The organism is Kordia sp. E (assembly GCF_056033805.1).
Genome location: NZ_JBRASR010000002.1, coordinates 163,289 through 184,259, shown reverse-complemented (window position 1 = coordinate 184,259; position 20,971 = coordinate 163,289). Strand labels below are relative to the sequence as shown.

General features: G+C 32.8%; 16 protein-coding genes and 1 tRNA gene. 15 read left to right on the top strand and 2 right to left on the bottom strand.

Features of this window, described 5'->3' with window-relative positions; translation table 11 throughout:
* Window positions 1-98: 98 nt before the first annotated feature.
* The 7 genes from topA to ACUUYC_RS03600 all read left to right on the top strand — a co-directional run bounded on the left by topA (window position 99) and on the right by ACUUYC_RS03600 (window position 9,767).
* Window positions 99-2,606: a type I DNA topoisomerase gene (topA, locus tag ACUUYC_RS03630; RefSeq protein ID WP_474263945.1), complete on the top strand. Its 2,508-nt coding sequence runs from the start codon at window positions 99-101 to the stop codon at window positions 2,604-2,606.
* A complete protein-coding gene (locus tag ACUUYC_RS03625; protein ID WP_474263944.1) occupies window positions 2,606-3,775 on the top strand; it encodes a formimidoylglutamase in 1,170 nt (389 codons plus the stop codon). Before topA ends, ACUUYC_RS03625 begins: the two co-directional genes overlap by 1 nt.
* 151 nt (window positions 3,776-3,926) lie before the next feature.
* Window positions 3,927-5,300 carry a T9SS ring complex lipoprotein PorK/GldK gene (porK, locus tag ACUUYC_RS03620; protein ID WP_474263942.1) on the top strand — a complete coding sequence of 458 codons (1,374 nt, stop codon included), beginning with the start codon at window positions 3,927-3,929 and terminating at the stop codon, window positions 5,298-5,300.
* Between the two features lie 81 nt (window positions 5,301-5,381).
* Window positions 5,382-6,014 carry a type IX secretion system motor protein PorL/GldL gene (gene porL / locus ACUUYC_RS03615; RefSeq protein WP_474263940.1) on the top strand — a complete coding sequence of 211 codons (633 nt, stop codon included), beginning with the start codon at window positions 5,382-5,384 and terminating at the stop codon, window positions 6,012-6,014.
* 49 nt (window positions 6,015-6,063) lie between these two features.
* Window positions 6,064-7,635 (top strand): type IX secretion system motor protein PorM/GldM, encoded by a 1,572-nt coding sequence (gene porM, locus ACUUYC_RS03610; protein ID WP_474263938.1) that lies wholly within the window; start codon window positions 6,064-6,066, stop codon window positions 7,633-7,635.
* A 19-nt stretch (window positions 7,636-7,654) separates the two neighbouring features.
* On the top strand, window positions 7,655-8,548 hold the full coding sequence (porN, locus tag ACUUYC_RS03605; RefSeq protein WP_474263936.1) for a type IX secretion system ring subunit PorN/GldN: 894 nt from the start codon (window positions 7,655-7,657) through the stop codon (window positions 8,546-8,548).
* 148 nt (window positions 8,549-8,696) lie between these two features.
* A complete protein-coding gene (locus ACUUYC_RS03600) occupies window positions 8,697-9,767 on the top strand; it encodes an NAD(P)/FAD-dependent oxidoreductase (RefSeq protein WP_474263934.1) in 1,071 nt (356 codons plus the stop codon).
* On the opposite strand, the gene ACUUYC_RS03595 is transcribed toward ACUUYC_RS03600, so the two are convergent.
* Window positions 9,764-10,153 (bottom strand): DUF983 domain-containing protein, encoded by a 390-nt coding sequence (locus tag ACUUYC_RS03595; protein WP_474263931.1) that lies wholly within the window; start codon window positions 10,151-10,153, stop codon window positions 9,764-9,766. The two genes, ACUUYC_RS03600 and ACUUYC_RS03595, sit on opposite strands and share 4 nt — an antisense overlap.
* A gap of 81 nt (window positions 10,154-10,234) precedes the next feature.
* Here ACUUYC_RS03595 and abc-f point away from each other — a divergent pair, with 81 nt between their 5' ends.
* From abc-f to ACUUYC_RS03580, 3 genes are all read left to right on the top strand, one after another.
* Complete coding sequence (gene abc-f, locus ACUUYC_RS03590) at window positions 10,235-12,148, top strand: ribosomal protection-like ABC-F family protein (RefSeq protein ID WP_474263929.1); 1,914 nt, start codon at window positions 10,235-10,237, stop codon at window positions 12,146-12,148.
* A 1-nt stretch (window position 12,149) separates the two neighbouring features.
* Window positions 12,150-12,332 carry a CPXCG motif-containing cysteine-rich protein gene (locus ACUUYC_RS03585; RefSeq protein WP_474263927.1) on the top strand — a complete coding sequence of 61 codons (183 nt, stop codon included), beginning with the start codon at window positions 12,150-12,152 and terminating at the stop codon, window positions 12,330-12,332.
* A 58-nt stretch (window positions 12,333-12,390) separates the two neighbouring features.
* Window positions 12,391-12,463 (top strand) — tRNA-Met (locus tag ACUUYC_RS03580).
* A 158-nt stretch (window positions 12,464-12,621) separates the two neighbouring features.
* On the opposite strand, the gene ACUUYC_RS03575 is transcribed toward ACUUYC_RS03580, so the two are convergent.
* Entirely contained in the window at window positions 12,622-15,822 is a 3,201-nt protein-coding gene (locus tag ACUUYC_RS03575) for an AsmA family protein (RefSeq protein ID WP_474263925.1), read from the bottom strand.
* Between the two features lie 430 nt (window positions 15,823-16,252).
* Between ACUUYC_RS03575 and ACUUYC_RS03570 the strand changes: the two genes are divergently transcribed.
* The 5 genes from ACUUYC_RS03570 (at window position 16,253) to ACUUYC_RS03550 (ending at window position 20,829) form a co-directional block, all read left to right on the top strand.
* A complete protein-coding gene (locus tag ACUUYC_RS03570; protein WP_474263923.1) occupies window positions 16,253-17,674 on the top strand; it encodes a helix-turn-helix domain-containing protein in 1,422 nt (473 codons plus the stop codon).
* Window positions 17,675-17,822: 148 nt separating this feature from the next.
* Entirely contained in the window at window positions 17,823-18,425 is a 603-nt protein-coding gene (locus ACUUYC_RS03565) for a hypothetical protein (protein WP_474263921.1), read from the top strand.
* Between the two features lie 39 nt (window positions 18,426-18,464).
* Window positions 18,465-19,499: an OmpA family protein gene (locus ACUUYC_RS03560; RefSeq protein ID WP_474263919.1), complete on the top strand. Its 1,035-nt coding sequence runs from the start codon at window positions 18,465-18,467 to the stop codon at window positions 19,497-19,499.
* Window positions 19,500-19,692: 193 nt separating this feature from the next.
* Complete coding sequence (locus ACUUYC_RS03555; protein WP_474263917.1) at window positions 19,693-20,424, top strand: hypothetical protein; 732 nt, start codon at window positions 19,693-19,695, stop codon at window positions 20,422-20,424.
* A gap of 180 nt (window positions 20,425-20,604) precedes the next feature.
* Entirely contained in the window at window positions 20,605-20,829 is a 225-nt protein-coding gene (locus ACUUYC_RS03550) for a hypothetical protein (protein WP_474263916.1), read from the top strand.
* Window positions 20,830-20,971 lie beyond the last annotated feature (142 nt).

Genomic DNA, 20,971 nt, shown 5'->3' with positions numbered 1-20,971 from the left:
AAAAAGTGAATTTTAGAAGGTGCGCAAAAAGTATAAACACAAAAAAATGTGTCCGTTTTTAAAAATCTACATACTTTTGTACTCTGAAATAACAATATATGGCAAAGAATCTGGTAATTGTTGAGTCACCTGCAAAAGCGAAAACGATTGAAAAATTTCTTGGAAAAGAATTCAAAGTAGAATCGAGTTTTGGGCATATTGCTGACTTACCATCCAAAGAATTAGGTGTGAATGTAGAGGGTGATTTTGAGCCTCAATATATAGTCTCTGATGACAAAAAAGCAGTAGTAAAAAAATTAAAAGACTTAGCGAAAAAAGCAGAAATGGTTTGGCTCGCAAGTGATGAGGATCGTGAAGGAGAAGCAATTGCATGGCATTTAGCTGAGACATTAAAGCTTACGCCAGAACGTACAAAGCGAATTGTTTTTCATGAAATTACAAAAACTGCCATTCTTAAAGCAATTGATAATCCTAGAGATATTGATTATAACTTAGTAAATGCGCAACAAGCCCGAAGAATCTTAGATAGATTGGTTGGATACGAATTGTCGCCAGTACTCTGGAGAAAAGTAAAAGGTGGATTATCTGCCGGAAGAGTGCAGTCAGTTTCTGTTCGTTTAATTGTAGAACGTGAACGAAGTATTCAAGACTTTAAACCACAAGTATCTTTTAAAGTAGCTGCAGAATTTTTAAACTCACAAGGGAAAAAATTCAAAGCCAGACTTAATAAAACATTTCCAACACATCAAGAAGCAAAAGATTTCTTAGCTAAAAATGTAGGTGCAGACTTCAAAATTGCAAACCTAGAAACTAAGCCAGCTAAAAAATCACCAGCGGCACCATTTACAACATCAACCTTACAACAAGAAGCATCGCGAAAGCTATATTTCTCAGTAAGTAAAACGATGACATTGGCGCAACGTTTATATGAAGCTGGTTACATTACATATATGAGAACGGATAGTGTGAACCTTTCTAACGATGCAAAAAATGCAGCGCAAGAAGAAATCATTCGTTCATATGGAGAAGAATACAGTCACCCAAGAAACTATAAAAGTAAAGCAAAAGGAGCACAAGAGGCACACGAGGCAATTCGTCCTACCAATATGGAAAACCATACGGTAAGTGCGGAATATGATCAAGTTCGTTTGTATGAATTAATATGGAAACGTACGTTGGCTTCTCAAATGAGTGATGCAAAATTAGAGCGTACCAACGCAAAAATAGAAGCAAATACACACGGAGAGCGTTTTACAGCAAACGGAGAAGTGTTAAAATTTGAAGGTTTCCTAAAAGTATACCTTGAAGGAAAAGATGATGACGAAGAAGAGCAAGATGGAATGTTGCCAGCATTAAAAGTTGGTGAACAACTGACAAACGAGTTCATTTCGGCTACGCAACGCTATACAAAAGCACCATACAGATTTACGGAAGCTTCTTTGGTAAAGCAATTAGAAGAGTTAGGAATTGGACGTCCGTCAACATACGCGCCAACAATTTCTACCATTCAGAACAGAGGATATATTGAAAAAGGAACTGTTGAAGGTGTAGAGAGACAATATGAACAACTTTTATTAAAAAGTGATAAAATCATTGAAAAAGAACTTACTGAAAAAGTTGGTTCGGACAAAGGGAAATTAGTTCCAACGGATATTGGGATGATTGTAAATGATTTCTTAGTAAAAAACTTCTCTTCAATCTTAGATTATAACTTTACGGCAAAAGTAGAGCAAGACTTTGATGATATTGCATCTGGAAATGAAGAATGGAAAGTGATGATGAAAAGTTTCTACAGCGATTTCCATCCAAAAGTAGAAGATGTAAAAGAAAATGCAGAACGAGAATCTGGAGAGCGTATCTTAGGGAAAGATCCTGAAAGTGGAAAACAAGTAAGTGTGCGTTTGGGGAAATTTGGACCAATGGTTCAAATTGGAACTGTAGACGATGAAGACAAACCAAAATTTGCAAGTTTAAGTCCAGATCAACAATTAAATACAATCACTTTTGAGCAAGCAATGGATTTATTCCAATTGCCAAAAACATTAGGAGAATACAAAGGAGAGACGGTTGAGGTAAATAATGGTCGTTTTGGTCCATATGTGAAGCTTGGTAAAAAATTCATTTCCTTAGATAAAGGCGAAGATCCACTAAGTGTAGAAATGGATAGAGCGTTAGAGCTAATCAAAGCACGTGAATTAGCAGATGCACCAATTGCTGAATATGAAGGTCTTGGTGTAACAAAAGGTGTTGGACGTTTTGGACCTTTCTTAAAATGGAACGGAATCTTTATCAACGTAAACAAAAAATACGATTTTGATAATCTTTCACAAGCTGATATTGAAGAATTGATAGAAGATAAAAAGCAGAAAGAACGCGATAAAGTAATTCATAATTGGGAAGCAGAAGGAATCCGCGTAGAAAAAGCACGTTGGGGAAGAAGCAATATTCTCAAAGGAAAAATAAAAATAGAACTTCCAAAAACGGTTGATGCTACAAAATTAACCTTAGAAGAAGTTCAGAAAATGATAGAGGACAAAGCTCCAAAGAAAAAAACGAAAGCAAAAGCAAAGGCGAAACCAAAGGCAAAAGCAAAAGCTAAAAAATAATGGAGTTGCAATTTTTATCTCCTGTCAACGATTTATTAATGGCTCATAATGAGTTATTGTCAAATCAAGCATTTGGGAATCAAATAACAGTACATACATCTAAAAACGGAATTCCTGAAGCGATTGCAGATGCAAAATTCGCTATTATAGGAGTATTAGAAAACCGTAGTGACATCAATTACTTAGGTGAAGAACTTAATATATTAGAAATTCGTAAAGCATTATACGGCCTATTTCCAGGAAACTGGAGTGAAAAAATTGTGGATTTAGGAAATCTATACAAAGGTGCGTCAGTAAACGATACATACGCAGCTTTAAAAACAATTATGGAGCCGTTATTAAAAAAGAATATTATTCCTATCATCATTGGTGGAAGTCAGGATTTAATGTATGCTATGTATAGAGCATATGATAACCTTGAGCAAATGGTGAATATTGTAAATGTAGATAGTAAATTTGATTTTGGCGCTGTTACCCAAACGGTAAGTAATCATACGTACATGGGAAAAATTATCATGGAAGCGCCGCACAATCTATTTAATTACAGTAATATTGGATATCAAACCTATTTCAATTCACAAGAAGAAATAGATTTAATGCAAAAACTATTTTTTGATGCATATCGTTTAGGACAAGTTTCAAATGATATCAGTATTGTAGAACCAATTACACGTGATGCCGATATTGTCGGAATTGATTTATCAGCCGTAAAAGCTTCAGAAGTAAGCGGAAATCAAAACACATCACCAAATGGTTTAGATGGAAAAGAAATATGTGCTATCAGTCGTTATGCGGGAATAAGTGACAAAGTTTCGTCATTTGGAATTTTTGAATATAAAAACTCAAAAGATGAAGAAATAACAGCAATGTTGGTGGCGCAAATGATCTGGTATTTCATTGAAGGTGTAAATTATCGTGTTAATGATTACCCTTTTGCCTCAAAAGACGACTATTTAAAGTATATTGTGCCAAATGATAGAGAAGAGATGATTTTCTATAAAAGTAATAGAACTGAAAGATGGTGGATAGAAATACCATTTATTTCAAGTTTGAATAATAAATTAAAAAGACATACGTTATTACCTTGCACACACCAAGATTATTTGAATGCATGCAACCAAATAATCCCTGAAAGATGGTGGATGGCGTATAAAAAAAGTATAAATTAAATAAGCGTGTTAAGAAAACCTTAAAATGATATTTAAAAAAAGCAATTCAAAACCATTAGTTTTTAGAATAAAAAATTGTTTTTTTGAAAATAAATAGATAGGTTTACGCCCTTAAAATCTATAAAAAACGTATTAACCTCAATATTTCCGTATGAAAAAGATTGTTGTATTAACAGCCGTTTTAGCATTTCTTTATAGCTGTGGTTCTAAAGATAGAGGTGAGCTAGTCGGTGTCAAAGGTAAAAAATGGCATCCCGAAAAACCTTATGGGATGACGCTAGTCCCAGGTGGATCCTTCATCATGGGTAAATCCGATGACGACATTGCTCAAACCAAAAATGCACCCACAAAAACAGTTACCGTTCCTTCATTTTACATGGATGAAACTGAAATCACAAACAGTGAATACAGAGAATTCGTATATTGGGTTAGGGATTCTATAATCCGTACTAAATTAGCAATACTAGCTGATGAAGAAGGGAAAACAGATCCTGACGAAGATGGAATTGCAAAATATATTTTTAAAGATGCAGACACTACAGACATAACTGCATGGGAAAAGTATAATATAGATAACTATGCCGGAATGGGACCTACTGGTTATGAAGGTAGACGTCTAAACCAAGATATAGATCTAATTTGGGACTATTCAGAAATTCCAGACGAGTTTTATGCAGAAGTAATGGATTCTATGTTAATTCCTGAAGCAGAAGCATACAACGGACAACGTACTATAGATTGGACAAAGGTGAGATTCCAATACACTTGGATGGATATCGAAAGTGCTGCTAAAAACACTAGAAATACTGGTTTAAAGCGTTCAGATTTTATCAAAAGAGAAAACTTAGAAATATATCCTGATACTACAGTATGGATCAGAGATTTCGAATACTCGTATAACGAGCCTATGCATAATGACTACTTTTGGCATGATGCATACAATGACTACCCAGTAGTAGGTGTTACTTGGAAACAAGCAAAAGCATTTTGTGAGTGGAGAACACTAAAAAAGAACATCTACAGAAGAGAAAGAAAACGTCATCAAATCAACAAATTCAGATTACCATCTGAAGCAGAATGGGAATATGCTGCAAGAGGTGGTTTAGAAGGAGCTACCTATCCTTGGGGAGGACCTTACACAATGAATGATAGAGGATGTTTCTTGGCGAACTTTAAGCCATTAAGAGGTAATTACGCGGCAGATCAAGCATTATACACCGTAGAAGCTGATGCTTATGAGCCAAATGATTTTAACCTATACAACATGGCTGGAAATGTAGCAGAATGGACAGCATCATCTTACGATCCTAGTTCATATGAGTACATGTCTACAATGAGTCCTAACGTAAACGATACACTAAATGCACGTAAAGTAATTCGTGGTGGATCGTGGAAAGACGTTGAATACTTCTTACAAGTAAACACTAGAGATTTCGAATACAGAGACTCAGCAAGAAGTTACATCGGGTTCAGAACAGTACAAAGCTACATGGGAACTGATGTTGTAGGTACCGGAAAAAGATAATTCATAATTCAACAAAAAAATATTAGGTAAACCCAACACTTAAATTTTATTAACTAAACACTAAACTAAAATTAGATTATTATGGCAAAGAATGGCAAGATCACGCTAACGAACATGGTTTATGGACTTGGAGCGGCAATTGTAATTGTAGGAGCATTATTTAAAATTCAACACTGGCCTTACGGAAGTGAGATTTTAACGCTTGGAATGATTGTAGAAGCACTAGTATTTACATATTCAGCCTTTGAAAGACAACAAGATGACCTTGATTGGTCTCTAGTATATCCAGAATTATCTGGAGGATCTGCAAAAGCAAAAGCTAAAAAGCAAGAAGCTACAGATGCAGAAGGATTATTATCTAAGAAATTAGATAACTTATTAAAAGATGCTAAAATTGACAGTGAGTTAATGACAAGCTTAGGATCAAGTATACGTAACTTTGAAGGAGCTGCAAAAAGCATTTCTCCAACAGTTGACGCAATTTCTTCTACTAAGAAATATGGAGAGCAAATGTCTTTAGCTGCTGCACAAATGGAATCTTTAAATAGCCTTTACAAAGTACAAATGGAAAGCGCTAATCGTCAAGCAACAATCAACGAAGAAGCTGTTGAAAATGCAACGAAATTAAAAGAGCAAATGCAATCTCTAGCATCTAACCTTTCATCATTAAATGGTGTATACGGTGGAATGTTATCAGCGATGAACAAAAACTAATTAGTAATATAACTTAATTCAACAAAAATTAACTAAAAGCTAATTAGACATGGCAGGAGGAAAAGCATCTGCAAGGCAGAAAATGATTAACTTGATGTATTTGGTTTTCATCGCAATGATGGCAATGCAAATGTCAAAAGAAGTATTATCAGCATTTGGGCAAATGGAACAAAAGTTTGCTGTTTCTAACGTTACGGCGTCTGAGACTAACAATAATATGCTTGAAGGATTAAAAGAAAAAGCAAAAGAAAAGAAAGAGAAATTCGCTGTACCTTATGCATTAGCACAAGATGTAAGTAGAATATCTAATGATTTCTATGCATTCTTAGCAGAAGTAAAAGAAAAAGATATTCTTGATAGAGGAAAATTTAAAGCTGATGATAGAGGAGTTTTGCCTTTTCAATCAATGGAAAAAAGTGATTTTCTTAACGAATATTGGTTTACTGGAGATAGATTATCTAAAAGAGGTCAAGCAATTGTTGCACGTATCGAAGCTTACAAAGCTGATATGAATGAAATCTTTGATAAAGATAAATCGTATTTAAAAGTTCAAGAAAATTTCAACAATCGTTTCGATTTAAGTGATGTTGAAAATAAAGATGGTAAAAAATTAAACTGGTTAGAGTATAACTTTAATGGATATCCATCAATTGCTTCATATACGAAACTAACAGCAATGCAAAATGATGTTAAAGTATCTGAATCTGCAGCATACAACTTATTCTTAGGAAACTCATTAGAAGATGCAATTACATTAAGAAAGTACAAAGCAATTGTACTTGCTGAAAAATCAGCATTTTTCGCAGGTGAATCATTCAAAGGAAAAGTAGTAATCGGTAAATACGAAAATGTAACACCAACAAAACTTACGGTAAAAGGAAATGATATCAACATCGGTGAATCAATTGATTCATTAGGTGCTGTAAAATTAGATTTTAACGTAGGTAATGTAGGAGAGCATACTATTGATGGAGAATTTACGTTTATTGAAAACGGAGAGAACTTAAAAATTCCTATCGAAGCAAACTACGTAGTTGTACCACGTCCTAACTCGGCAACAATTTCTGCTGATAAGATGAACGTTGTATATCGTGGGGTTGTGAATCCAATGACAATTTCTTTTGCAGGAGTTTCTGATAACAAAGTTACGGCGAATGCACCTGGATTAACTAAAGTTGGAAACGGAAAGTATACAATGAAGCCTGGAGCTGGAAGAGAAGTTACAATTAATGTAACTGCAAAATTAGACGATGGAAGTACAGCACCTGATAAAGCAGTATTTAGAATAAAAGATATTCCTCGTCCAACTGGAACAGTAAGAGGAGAATTCGGAAGCTTAAAAATGAGTAAAAACAACTTATCTAAGGTTACTGTAGGAGCTATCCTTGAAGACTTTGATTTTGATTTAAAACTTAAAGTCAATGGATTTAGTTTCAAAGTACCAGGACAACCAACAATCAAAGTAAATGGAAGTCGATTAGATAGTAGAGCTAAAGCAGCTTTATCTAGAGCAAAAAGAGGACAAAGCGTTCAAGTTTTTGACATTAATGCAAAACTTGCTACAAACTCAGGGTATTTCGTTAAAAAAGTTTCGCCTGTAATTATTGAGATTACAAACTAAATTAAAAAAAACATTTGTTATGAATTGGAGAGGTTTATTTACTGCAGCAATTACGCTACTAATTTCAGGAACAGTTCTTGGGCAGGCAAATCTATTGAATGCTAAAGATCCAGGTGAAATTGGAGTGAAAACGCAAGCACAAAAAGATGCAGATAACGATGGTCCATTACCTTATGGATATGTAGATGATAGAGATATTCTTTGGTCAGCTACAACATGGGAAATCATAGATCTTGATGAAAGAGTAAACTTTCCATTGTACTATCCAATAGATACCATTGGAATACGTAATGACAGACGTTCTCTATATGATGTATTATTGACGAATGTAAAAAATGGAAACATCAAGAAAGTATATGGTGATGGGAATTTTACATCTGAAAGATCATACGATGATATTAAAGCTACACTTAGAAAAGTTGATACAACTGATGTTGGTAAAGAACAGTTAAATGCTGGTGAAAAACTATCAGATGAGTATATCAATGTTAGAGATTTAACTTCTGCAGATATTGAAGAATACAGAGTCAAAGGTGTATGGTATTTTGACAAACGTCAAGGAGAATTAAAATTTAGATTATTAGCTATCGCACCAGTTGCGCCAGACGTAAACTTTATTGATCTCGAAGGTCAACAAGATTTAGTTGAACTATTTTGGGTATTCTATCCAGACGCTAGAGAAATACTTCATGAAGCAAAAGCATTCAATGACCGTAATGCTGCCAAACCATTATCTTTTGATCACGTATTAAACGCACGACGTTTTAACGGATTGATCTATAAAGAAGAAAATGTACAAGGCGATAGGCGTGTCAAAGACTATGTTCGTGAAAACTCATTGATGCAGTTATTAGAATCTGAACGTATCAAAGATAAGATCAGAGGAAGAGAACAAGACATGTGGAATTACTAACACATTCATAACATAACAATATAAACGCTCACTATTATAGTGAGCGTTTTTTGTTTTAGAGAAACTCAATTAGAGTTATTATTTTTTTTATCTGAATTATTTTAGCTCTGAACTTGTACTAAGAATCAATACCTTTTACTTTTGCACTATGGTAGATTATATAATTGTCGGATTAGGTTTGGCAGGAATTGCTTTTTGTGAAGAACTAGAAGCAGCAGGAAAAGAATTTGTTGTATATGAAGACAATTCACAACATGCATCTACAGTTGCTGGTGGACTATACAATCCAGTTATACTAAAAAGATTCACGCCAGTTTGGAATGCGGATGAACAATTAGCAGTTGCATTGCCTTTCTATGATAAGTTAGAGGAAAAATTAGCAAAAACGTTTGATGAAAAAATTTCAGTAGTGAGAAGGTTTTCTGCTATTGAAGAACAAAATATGTGGTTTGAAGCTTCCGATAAACCAAAGCTTTCACAATACTTAGATGCAACTCTCATTCAAAATACAAATGAAGCTGTAAATGCGCCTTTCTCATTAGGAAAAGTAATGAAAACAGGAAGAGTTCGTACAGGTAAATTATTAGAAGCGTATCGCGAATATCTAAAAGAAAAAAATGCAATACTAAGTGAACGTTTCCAGTATGCTGATCTCATTATTGAAGAAGATTCAGTACGTTATCAAACAATAAAAGCCAAGAAAATTATTTTCTGTGAAGGTTTCGGAGTCAAATTCAATCCATACTTTAGTTATTTACCACTAAAAGGAACCAAAGGCGAATTACTATTCATAAAAGCTCCAGATTTAAAAATGGAGTATGTATTAAAATCTTCTGTCTTTATCATTCCACAAGGAAATGACATCTACACGGTTGGTGCAACGTATGATTGGAAAGACAAAACGCATACAATAACAGAAGAAGCAAAACAGGAACTCATAGAAAAACTCTCTAAGCTTATTACATGTGATTATGAAATTATTGATCAAGTAGCAGGAATTCGTCCAACTGTAGTCGATAGAAGACCGTTAATTGGAACACATTCAAAGTATTCACAATTAGGTGTATTAAATGGTTTGGGAACGCGTGGCGTTATGGTTGGACCAACAGTGGCAAAACAGTTGTATGCGCATCTAGAGCATCAAGTTGAATTACCAGATGATATCAATATCAAGCGCTTTGAACACCTTCAGAAAGCATCAAAAGTGGAAATAAGCTAAGAATGTTTTTTATCTAAATTCTTGTCGTAAGACATAAAAAGATTGATCCAAATATTTCGAGACACGCGCATAATTACAGGCATAAAACCAATTAATGTACCCATAATAGCAAAAAAGGAAGTCAATAAGCTAGTTCCTAAAAGCCATCGAGAAACCATAAAGGCAACAAATGCAAACCCAATTCCAACTCCATAACTCACATACATAGCGCCGTAAAAAAAAGAAGGTTCAATCTTATAACGAGTTCCACAATGCGAACATTTTTCGTGCATTTTCAAAGTTCTAGCAAGCTTATACGGATTTTTCTCTTCGTACATGCGTTCATTATGACATTTTGGGCAACTTCCCGTTAAAATACTATATAATTTCGATCCTTTTTTTAACATTTGTAAAATATTTATAGCGAGTCTTACGAAAAACAAAAATAAGACTTCCAATTTAGAAACATTGTAACTTTTGTCACACATATGATAAATATTCATAACATCGCTGTTGCCTTTGGCGGAACATACTTATTTAAAGACATTGCTTTTCGTTTAAATGCAGGTGATCGTGTTGGTTTGATCGGGAAAAATGGCGCAGGGAAATCGACACTCTTAAAAATTCTTGCTAAAGAAAATGAACCTGATGAAGGCGAAATTGCTACAGACAAAGATATTGCCATCGGTTTTCTAAAACAGGATATTGAGTTTGTACAAGGAAGAACGGTTTTAGAAGAAAGCTATGAAGCATTTGAAGAAATTCGTGAGTTAGAACTCAAAATTGATCAAATAAATCATCAACTATCAGAACGAACAGATTATGATAGTGAATCATATAATCAATTGATTGTAGACTTGAGTGAGTTTACATCGCGATATGAAATATTAGGTGGTTACAATTACAAAGGTGATACGGAAAGAGTATTACAAGGTTTAGGATTCAAGCGAGAAGATTTTGATAAAAAAACAGAAACATTTTCTGGAGGTTGGCGTATGCGAATTGAATTGGCAAAACTCTTACTGCAAAAGAACGATATCTTGCTTCTAGATGAGCCAACAAACCATTTAGATATAGAATCTATCATTTGGTTAGAACAGTTCTTAAAATCGTTTACAGGTGTTGTCATCATTGTTTCGCATGATAAAATGTTTTTGGATAATGTAACAAACAGAACTATTGAAATTTCGTTAGGTAGAATCTATGATTACAATAAGCCATATACGAAATACTTAGTCTTACGACAAGAAATTCGCGAACAGCAATTGGCAACACAGAAAAATCAAGAAAAGCACATTCAACATACAGAAAAGCTTATCGAGAAATTTCGCGCGAAAGCGTCAAAAGCTACGATGGCACAATCACTGATTAAAAAGCTGGAGAAAATTGATCGTATTGCGGTAGATGAAGATGATAACAGTGTAATGACGATTAAATTCCCTGTATCAATTCAACCAGGAAAAGTAGTTTTGGAAGGTGAAAATGTGTCCAAACACTATGGTGAAAAGCAAGTACTATCAAATGTTGATTTATTTGTAGAAAGAAACAGTAAAATTGCGTTTGTTGGTCAAAATGGTCAAGGAAAATCTACTTTGGCAAAAATAATTGTCAATGAAATTCCACATGAAGGAAGGTTCGAATTAGGACACAATGTTCAAATCGGATACTTTGCGCAAAATCAAGCAGAATATTTGGATGGCGAATTGACTGCTGAAGAAACGATGATTGAAGCTGCGGATGAAAAAACACGACCAAAAGTACGCGACATGCTTGGTGCCTTCTTGTTTAGAGGAGAAGAAGCAGAAAAAAAAGTAAAAGTACTTTCTGGAGGTGAACGAAATCGATTGGCATTATGTAAAATGTTGTTGCAGCCTTTCAATGTATTGGTGATGGATGAGCCAACAAATCACTTAGACATTAAATCCAAAAACGTTCTAAAAACGGCATTACAAAACTTTGAAGGAACATTAATCTTAGTGTCGCATGATCGTGACTTTTTACAAGGATTAACCAATAAAGTATATGAATTCAAAGATCAAAAGATAAAAGAATATTTAGGTGATATTAATTATTACTTAGATGAGCGAAAAGTGGCTGATATGCGTGAAGTTGAAAAACGCACAGTTATAAAGCAAGAAGTTGTAAAAAGTGAAGACACAAAGCAATCGTACGAAGCGCAGAAAAAGTTAAAATCACTCAATAACAAACTCAATAAAGTTGAACGTACTATTTCTGATCTAGAAAAAGAAATCAAAGACATTGACATGGAATTGGCGATAAATTATGAAGAAACCATTGCAAAGCCAGATTTCTTTGATACATATCAAGGAAAAAAGAAAACTTTAGAAACTTTGATGGAAGATTGGGAAGAATTGCAAGAACAAATGGACGAATTAAGCTAATATGAACGAACATTTCTTTCAATGTCCCTACTGTTGGGAAGAAATTTCTATGTTAATTGATACTTCTGTGTACTCTCAAAAATACATTGAAGACTGCGAAGTTTGCTGCAATCCGATTGAGTTAGAGGTTGTTAGTGAAGATGGGGAAATAAGCGGATTTCAGGCAAGAAACATAGAACAATAAAAAAAATTATTTTTTTGTTGGTAGAATTAAAAAACCTTGTATATTTGCAATCCAATAGCGCGGGATAGAGCAGTAGGTAGCTCGTCGGGCTCATAACCCGAAGGTCACTGGTTCGAGTCCAGTTCCCGCTACTAAGCAAAGCTTCACAGAAATGTGAAGCTTTTTTTTATTCGACAATTTTCTTCAAAATAAATACAAAATTGAATATAGTTTTGTTGAACTATCTAGAGTTTTTACGTTGTAATTGTTTGAAATACACTTATGCAACGATTACTAGTGTGATATACTTTTATTTTTTCTTCTTCTTTTTACCCAATGAAATCTTATAGTCATTTATGTTCCCTTTGACCTTTATATTGAGATATCTTGTTCGTTTGTTAGGATCTATTTCTACAATCTCTTCTTCTTGATCTTGATTAGTAATAGTATCTTTCTTGCGTCCAAATAATTTTCGCCAAGCAGCTTTTCTTACAGTTTTCCATGGAATACGTAAATAATAATCGATATTTTGATCTTTATCATGTGTGCCAGACAATTCTATATGCCCCAAAGTAGATTCAATCGTCATAGAAGGAATATGAATCTTTCCTTTCTGTATATCTAAGCTATTCTGTAAGGTGTCAAACCGAATGTTTCGCAGGTTTTTATTTCCCATATAATCTGAAAGTGCTAGCATTGGATCGTAATTTTTTAATCTTCCATTTAATACTTTTACATCCATTTCTATAGTAGATTGGTCCAAATCTGGCACCATATCTGGGTATACTCTAATCTTTCCTTTAATTCTAGAGGTGAGTTTTCCTTGTAAGTTTTCTGAAACGAGATGGTCTTGCCCGAAATTTTCGAATTTGAACAGCAATTTATCCAAGTCAACATTATTCATAACCAAATCTGGCTGTAGATAAATGTGTTTTGGATCACTACCATTAAAATATCCGCTTAATTGAATATTTCCTCCTGCAGCATCCATATGTAACGTATCTACATAAATGTAATGATTGGGTGTTGTTCTTAAGTTAGCTTTAATCTTTTTAAGATCAATTCTATGATAAATAAAATGAGCGATATCTACCTTAAATTGCATGTCTGTAAATGGCAGCTCATATAAATTGAAAGCATCTGCGTGTTCTTTTACATCTGCAGTTTTTGATGCAACAACTTCTGTTGATTTTGGTGGACTTAAATCAAAATTAAAAAGTGCATCATAATCGATATAATTTGCTTTTACGAAGAGATAATTGTCTCGTTTCTTGATTTCTTGATTTTTCCCTAAATAATAATTTAAATCAAAATTAAAATTGGTAGTTCCTATTTCTCCATGAAAGTCTTTTATCACCACATGTTGATCTTCGTAATGTATATTTCCTTTAAAATCGTGAAAGCGTAGCGGATGCAATTTCATTTTTGTGTCTAATTTATCTAAAGCTAGATCGATGGAATGTAAAGCAGAATCTTTATAATGCATACTAGCCGCAAAATGTAATGCCAAATCATCAAATTCTTCATGTCTGTATTCTTCTGGAACATAATTTTCTCCCTTATACGAAAAAACATCTTCCAGTCTTAACTTGTTAGAAGTAAGATTTATATCTAAGTCTACATCTCCGTTAAGTTCGGGCTGCATCCAAAAGGCATAATCATGTATGAGCCCATCAAAATGAAAATTACTATTATCTATATATCCTGTAAAATCTACTAGTTGCAAATCTACGCTATCGATTAACACATCGACATGGAAATCATGCAGTTTATGCGGATAATGTTTTAACTCTGCATATAAACTATCGATAAAAAATTCACCTTTCGGTAAATACTTAGATTCAGTAAAATCTTTAGCAGAAGCTTTAAAAGAAAGTCCCAAGCTTAGGTCTTTTATTTGTTCATCGAAACCAGTTTGAATCGTGTCCTGTTTTGAAAAACCAGTTAATTGGGCAATATCTAAGTAATTAGAGGTAATGTCTAAATGAGCTTCTACTGGAATGTTAGTATGATGTACAATGGCGGGTAAGTCCGAAAGAAAACCACTTACCGATAGATCTGAATTTCCCATCAACAATTCAAACTGGTTGAGGGTTGCTTCCTTGCCATTCATTACTAGATGTACATTTAAACTGTCCAAAGGAACAGGAAGTTCTTTGGCAACTAAACTTAAATCTTTTACAATTAATTCTGCAGAGTATGCTTGATTCAGTTTTTGTAATGCCTTTTCGGGGTTATCAATATCAATAATATCGTGAAAATTCATTTTCAGCGAAACTTGTCCGGAGGCATTTTGTACTTGCTCTAGTTCAAAAAAATCAGCAATAAAATCGAGATTGAAGTTCGAGTTTATTTGCATATCCACTTCTGGAGATTTAAAATTTTTGACAAATAACGAACCTTTAAATTTTCCTTTCTCCAAAGATGCCGTCATATCGGTAAGTGAAAACTCCATGGTGTCGGTATCTCTATTGGCTCCATTGGAAAAATGTCCTTTGAAGCCGACATTGTCAATCTTCTTTCTTCTTGCAGGATTTTCTAAAAAGGCTTTTCCAGCTCCAAACTCAGCATTGATAGCAGGTCTATTTCCTTTGTTTGAAGCTCCTTTGATGGTCGCATTAAAATAGATATCACCAGAGTTGTTATATTTCTCTAAGAAGGGAATCATATCGGACGGAGCAAAAGCAATGAGCATGTCAAAATTGGGCTTTGCTCCTTTTATATAAAGATCAAGATCTACATCATTCTTTGTATCTATGGAGCCTTTTAACTCAAAATCGGCATTTTCCATTTTAACACCAGAAGGTTGTATGTCAAGAATGCCTGTATGTTCGTTAAATACAACATCTGTATGAATTTCAAAATGCTTTTTTTTCATAAAATCTGGAACAATAGCTTCTGAGATCACGTTTAATTCAAAATCTGTATCTACATGTCCAGCGATGATATTATCTTTTACACTAAAACTACCTTTACCTGAGTATATAAAATTTTCCACATCTGTATTGGTGGCTTCATCTAAGGTGTGAATATCTAAATTTTTAAATTCAATTTTTTTGAAATGTACATTGGTGGATGAACTTGTTGTTTCAGACGTACTTGCTAAAGAGTTTTCAATATTCGTCGTATTGTTTTCATGAATAACAAGGTTAAAAACACCTTCTTCTACAATTAAAGATTGAATGTCATAATTTCCATTTACAATATCCCATAAGTTAAAGCCAACATAGATATCTTCTACATCCATGATTACAGGTGCATTGTCTTCTTTAGTTTCAAAAACTTTGACATCGTATACTTTTACAGAGATATATGGGAAATCGCCAAAAAGGGATAAATCACTTTCACCAATAGTAATAAGACCTTTGTGTTCTTTGTTTAGTTTTTGGATCTCACCTTTAATAATTTCATTTTGACTGCTCTGGATATAGAGTATAACACTTCCTACTACTAAAATTGGAACTAATATTAGTCCTAATAAAATTCGTTTCCATAATTTTTTAATCTTCAAAGTAGATGCCTTTTAGAGTTAGAAAAAGTGTTTGACTTTAAAAGTAACGAATTAGTATGAAAAAAACCTTGTTTAGTTATATTTGACCAATTAATAATCAGAAAATTGAATACAGTTCTGAATACGATTTGAGAATTTAAGCAGAAAAATAATAGTTAACTATTTAAGAATCAATGATTAATTTTTAGGAGCGAACTCATAATCCAAGGCTTTTTTTGTTTAAAAGACACACAAGTATCAATTCAATTCATCTCTTATTCAAAACTAATAGTCTAGCATGTATATTTTAAACGATAGAATACATACTTTTATAGTCAACAGAGTTTTAAACAGAAAATAGTTATTGTTGATATCGTATTAAAAAGCAATAATTGTAAAAGATAATTTAGTAGAATCCTTTGAAATGAATATTATATATTTTAATACGCAGATGAAGACATTTAAACTAATACAGCTTATTGTTCTTGGTTTGATTGTTACTACGATCAATGCGCAAAATATAGATTCTATTCAGCAAAAAGTAAATTACCATATCTCACAAGCACAATTAGATTCTGCTAAAATATATATTGAATCCAATCTTAAAACACTACATAAACAGGAAGATAAAACTGCGCTCAATTATCAATTGGTAAAAGTGTTGTTTATACAATCATCTTATGACAAAGCTTTGAAACAAGCTTTTAACTCACTAGACTTAATTGATGATGAAACACAAAAAGTGAAATTTAATTTCATGATTGGCGCTATATATTCTGCAATCTCTGACTACGATAAATCGATAGAATATTTTAATTTAGTAGTTGCGAATGACGAAAATCCATCTTTAGCAGTTCAAACACATCTTTTATTATCAGATCTATATTTAGGAAAAAAAGACTCTGTAAATGCTGGAAAATCTCTTACGAAAGCATACAAAATAACTGCAAATTCAGCTGTGAATGTTAAAATGAGCGATCATGTTGCCATGCAGTATAATTTTTTCAATAAAAACTATGAGGTTTGTAAGCAGCTAAACTTTAAAACCATAAAAGATTCAACTAGTTTTTTAAATGCTAAAAGCTATGCGTATGCTATGATTGGCGATTGTTTAGTGAAACAGGATTCTTTACAAGAAGCTACTACATATTTTGATGAATTTTTAAAACTAACCTTTGAAACCAAAGATCCAGAACAAATAAAAGTTGCTGCAAATAAGCTTATTGAAGTATACGAAACATTAGGCAACCAAGAAAAGGCAAATGCATATCACAAAATCTATAATGAAGCTAAAAACGATTCGTTAAGCTTTTCTGTAGAGAAATATAGAGACTTATACGATATTGAAAAAAGCAGAGAATTAAATAGTATTAAAGCAGCAAACTCTAGAAAGTATCTAATTTTCGGTTCTATCTTTTTATTGCTAATTTTCTTAGCTGCGCATTATTACTTAAAAAGTAAAAAGAAGGTTTCGGATACTGCTCCAGAAAAAACACCAGGCAAAAAAATTAGTATCAGTGATAGTGAAGTTGAAAAAATAAAAATTGCAATCGATCAGTTAAAAGAAAAACAACTGTTTTTAACGCCTAATATTACTAGAAAATCGTTTTGTTCGGACAGCAATATAAAATCTGAACGTTACCTCAGTCAATACATTAATGAAAACTCTAAGAAATCATTTTCTGTTTTTATAAATGATTTAAGAATTGAATATGCTTACAATCGTATTCAAAATGATAAGAAATTCCGAAGCTATAAAATTGAAGAAATCGCAAAAGCCTGCGGATTTGGATCTAAAAAAAGTTTTGAACGTGCATTTTCTTCTAAATACAACGAAACGCCATTCAAGCTCATTTCGAGGCTAACTGGTTGATTTAAAAATATTTGTATAGCGTCAATTCGCGAAATGACGCAACAAGTCATGAAATCATATTCCTTAATTGGTACTTCTCTTTTCTGTTTTTAATAAATTTGAGATAGAAAAAATACTACAGTATAGTTCTGCCCAAAACTCAACTGAAATGAAAAACACAATTCTCATAGTAGCTTGTTTAGCACTTTTTTATAGTTGCAAAGAAACATCTAAAAATACTCCAGAAATACCCAAAACTACTCAAGAAACATCTGAAAGTAAAAAGGGTAAAACCTATACGCCAAAATTAGATTGCGAGACATTTTATCAATCTATAGATTTTTCCTCGCTTTGTTTTACTTCAGACAAAACACCAAAGATTCAAAAAGCAAAAAACGGTTCGGGAGATAACTGTCAATACAAAATGCTTTTAGAAGAATTTGGAACGGAAATATATGTGTTAGTTAAGTATAATAACTATGAAAAAAGCATTTATAACGATCCAGAAATGGCAAAGAATATTCATGAACAAGCTTTCCTGAAAAGTCGTGAAAGTGCTTATATATTTACAAGTACAACAGATGTTGATATTGAAGATGCAGCTTACTTTGGTCATCATAAAGAACATAAACAAAAAAGTTTGCATATACGAATGGGGAATGTTGTAATCGCTATTCAAGTTGAAGGAATTCACAAAACAAATCCTTGTATATTATCAAATGATGAACTTACAAAATTTGCCAATCTACTTATAAACCAAGTAAAAAAATAACTTGTTTTAATCTCAATTCATTCTCAAAATAATTTACCTATGAAATTTATTTGTGCTATTGTATTCACTTGTATTTCCAGTTTTGCATTCTCTCAACGAACTATTTGTCCCGATGTAGAAGGCGCAGTTGAGCATTCACTACTTAGTAAATATAAAAACAGTTGTATAGTTGCTTATGATGAATCTAAATTTAATCAAGTAACATTTCCTATATCATTAATAAAATATAAAAAAGGAGAATGGAAAGCTGATAAGGAAATTACAGAAGAAGGAAAAGTAACGAGTATTATTTATGGAATTGAAAATACAGGAAGAGCAACGGTACTTGAAGTTCAGCGAAATTATGAGCAAGCATTAAAAAATGGAGATTTTGAAATAGTATACTCAGCTTTTGGTAAAAAGAACATTGCTGGAAACTCAAAAATTGGACGTTCTTATAAAATATTTGCAAATCAAGAAGCTCTAGACAGTTACCAATACAAAAAGTCGAAAAGCTATTTCCGCTTCGCTTTTAGTTCTACTGGGAAAAATGTTGATGCAGATGATGCTTTTTTCGTGGCTAGAGGAAAACGTGATGGAAAAGCCTTCATTATTGCTTTATTAATACATAAAAGTACATCTAATTGGGAAGGTTTAACAAACAATATTTTTGTTCAAGCTATTATTGTTGAAAGGGAAGATATGGAAACAGGTCAAGTATCTGCTGCTTCAATTGATGAAAAAATTAAGAACGAAGGAAAAGAAGTATTTCATAATATTTTATTTGATTTTGGAAGTGATAATTTGACAAAAGAATCATACGCAGTTATTAAAACGCTGTCCGAATATTTAAAAGCCAATCCAAACCAAAATTACTATATCGTTGGGCATACAGATAATGTTGGGTCATTAGCAGCAAATCAAACACTTTCAGAGAAAAGAGCAAAAGCAGTTTTAACAGCCTTAAAAACAAAATATGGTGTTAAATCATCTCAAATTTCAGCGCATGGAGTTGGGCAATTATCACCTTTAGCTATAAATACTACAGAACAGGGAAGAGCATTAAACAGACGTGTAGAAATTGTTTTAAAATAAATCGACGCTAAATTGATGTATTTGTGGAAACTAAATTCTTTTCAAAAAAATAAAATAGATATCAGCTTATGATTTATTAACCTATATTTGTCGCCTTGTAAAACATTAAGGAGTATTGAAGTTAGAAATGCGTGTAACCAGCATTCTAAAAATATGAATTCAATGTATATATCAAGAGGTAAAATGCAATCGTATGACTGATGAAAATATAAAAAAAGTTAATGAAGCAATAGCTCAGTATTTCGATACAAATACTGCTGTTGATTGGATTCCTGTAAAAACAATAATGCCTGCATTAGTAGAAGCTGGTGTATTTGAAAAAGATGTAAAAAAAGGATTTCCATTTCGTAAAGTACTTCGCAAATTAGATCAGAAGTCGGAACTTACTAAAATACCTGCTGTACATGCAGAAAGAAGAACGGAAAATACGTATTGGTATTTGGTAAGAGAAGGGAAAGAATATACTCCAAAAGAGGCAATTCCTGAGATTTCTAAAAAGCAACAACATATACTAGATATTAAAAATAGTGATGAAAATTACCTATTAGATTTGTGTGATGAATTACTAGAGCAAAAAGCTTCAAGAAAACACACGTTTGATACCTTAGTAGGAAATCTTCATAAAAGAGGAAAAGGACGCACAAAACTACCTCTAGATGCGTATTACAAAGACTTAAAGTTGGTGATTGAGTTCTTTCAGAAAGAGAAGGACTTTGAAAAATTAGACGAAAAAGAACAAGCACGTGTTACGCAAATAAAATACTATGACACGCTTAAAAAAGAAGCTGTGCTCAACAAAAGTTTTCGTTATATGAAAATCAATTATGCTCAATTTGAATGTAATGAAACTGATAAATTGGTTCGAAATACAGAAAATGACACCATAGTTTTGAAAGAGGTTTTAAAGGATTTCTTAGAAAATTAAGAATACAGAATTATAAAATAAACGAAACCTTCTTGAGAGATCAAGAAGGTTTTTTTATGAAACAGGAGTTTAGCAAGCGAACTTGTTGATGATTCATAAATGGTCAATATAGTTCCTTGTTTTCCGGATGTCTTTTTTTGAATATTAGATCATTATTAATCTCATATAACAAACTATATTATGAAAAAAAGAGGTCTAAAAAATTTAAAACTTAACAAAAAATCTATTTCAAACTTGAATCTTCCAACAGAAATTAAAGGAGGTATATCTGGGTTTCACTACCTATGTAGTTCTTTGGAGTGTGCAGGAACTGAACAAGCACCTTCTGAAGGAAGTGAATTAATAGATTGTTGGGGAACAACTGTATTAACTTACGGTAATAGAACATGTGATGATTCTATTTAACAAATAAACTAATAGCGTAAGCTTATTAAACAAGTAAAGCTTCTGTGAAATCAGGAGCTTTTTTTCTGCTCTTTATTTTTATTCATAAACTTAAAATAGGAAACGATCTTTGCATTTTAGCTGTTTTTTTTTTGGCGTGATG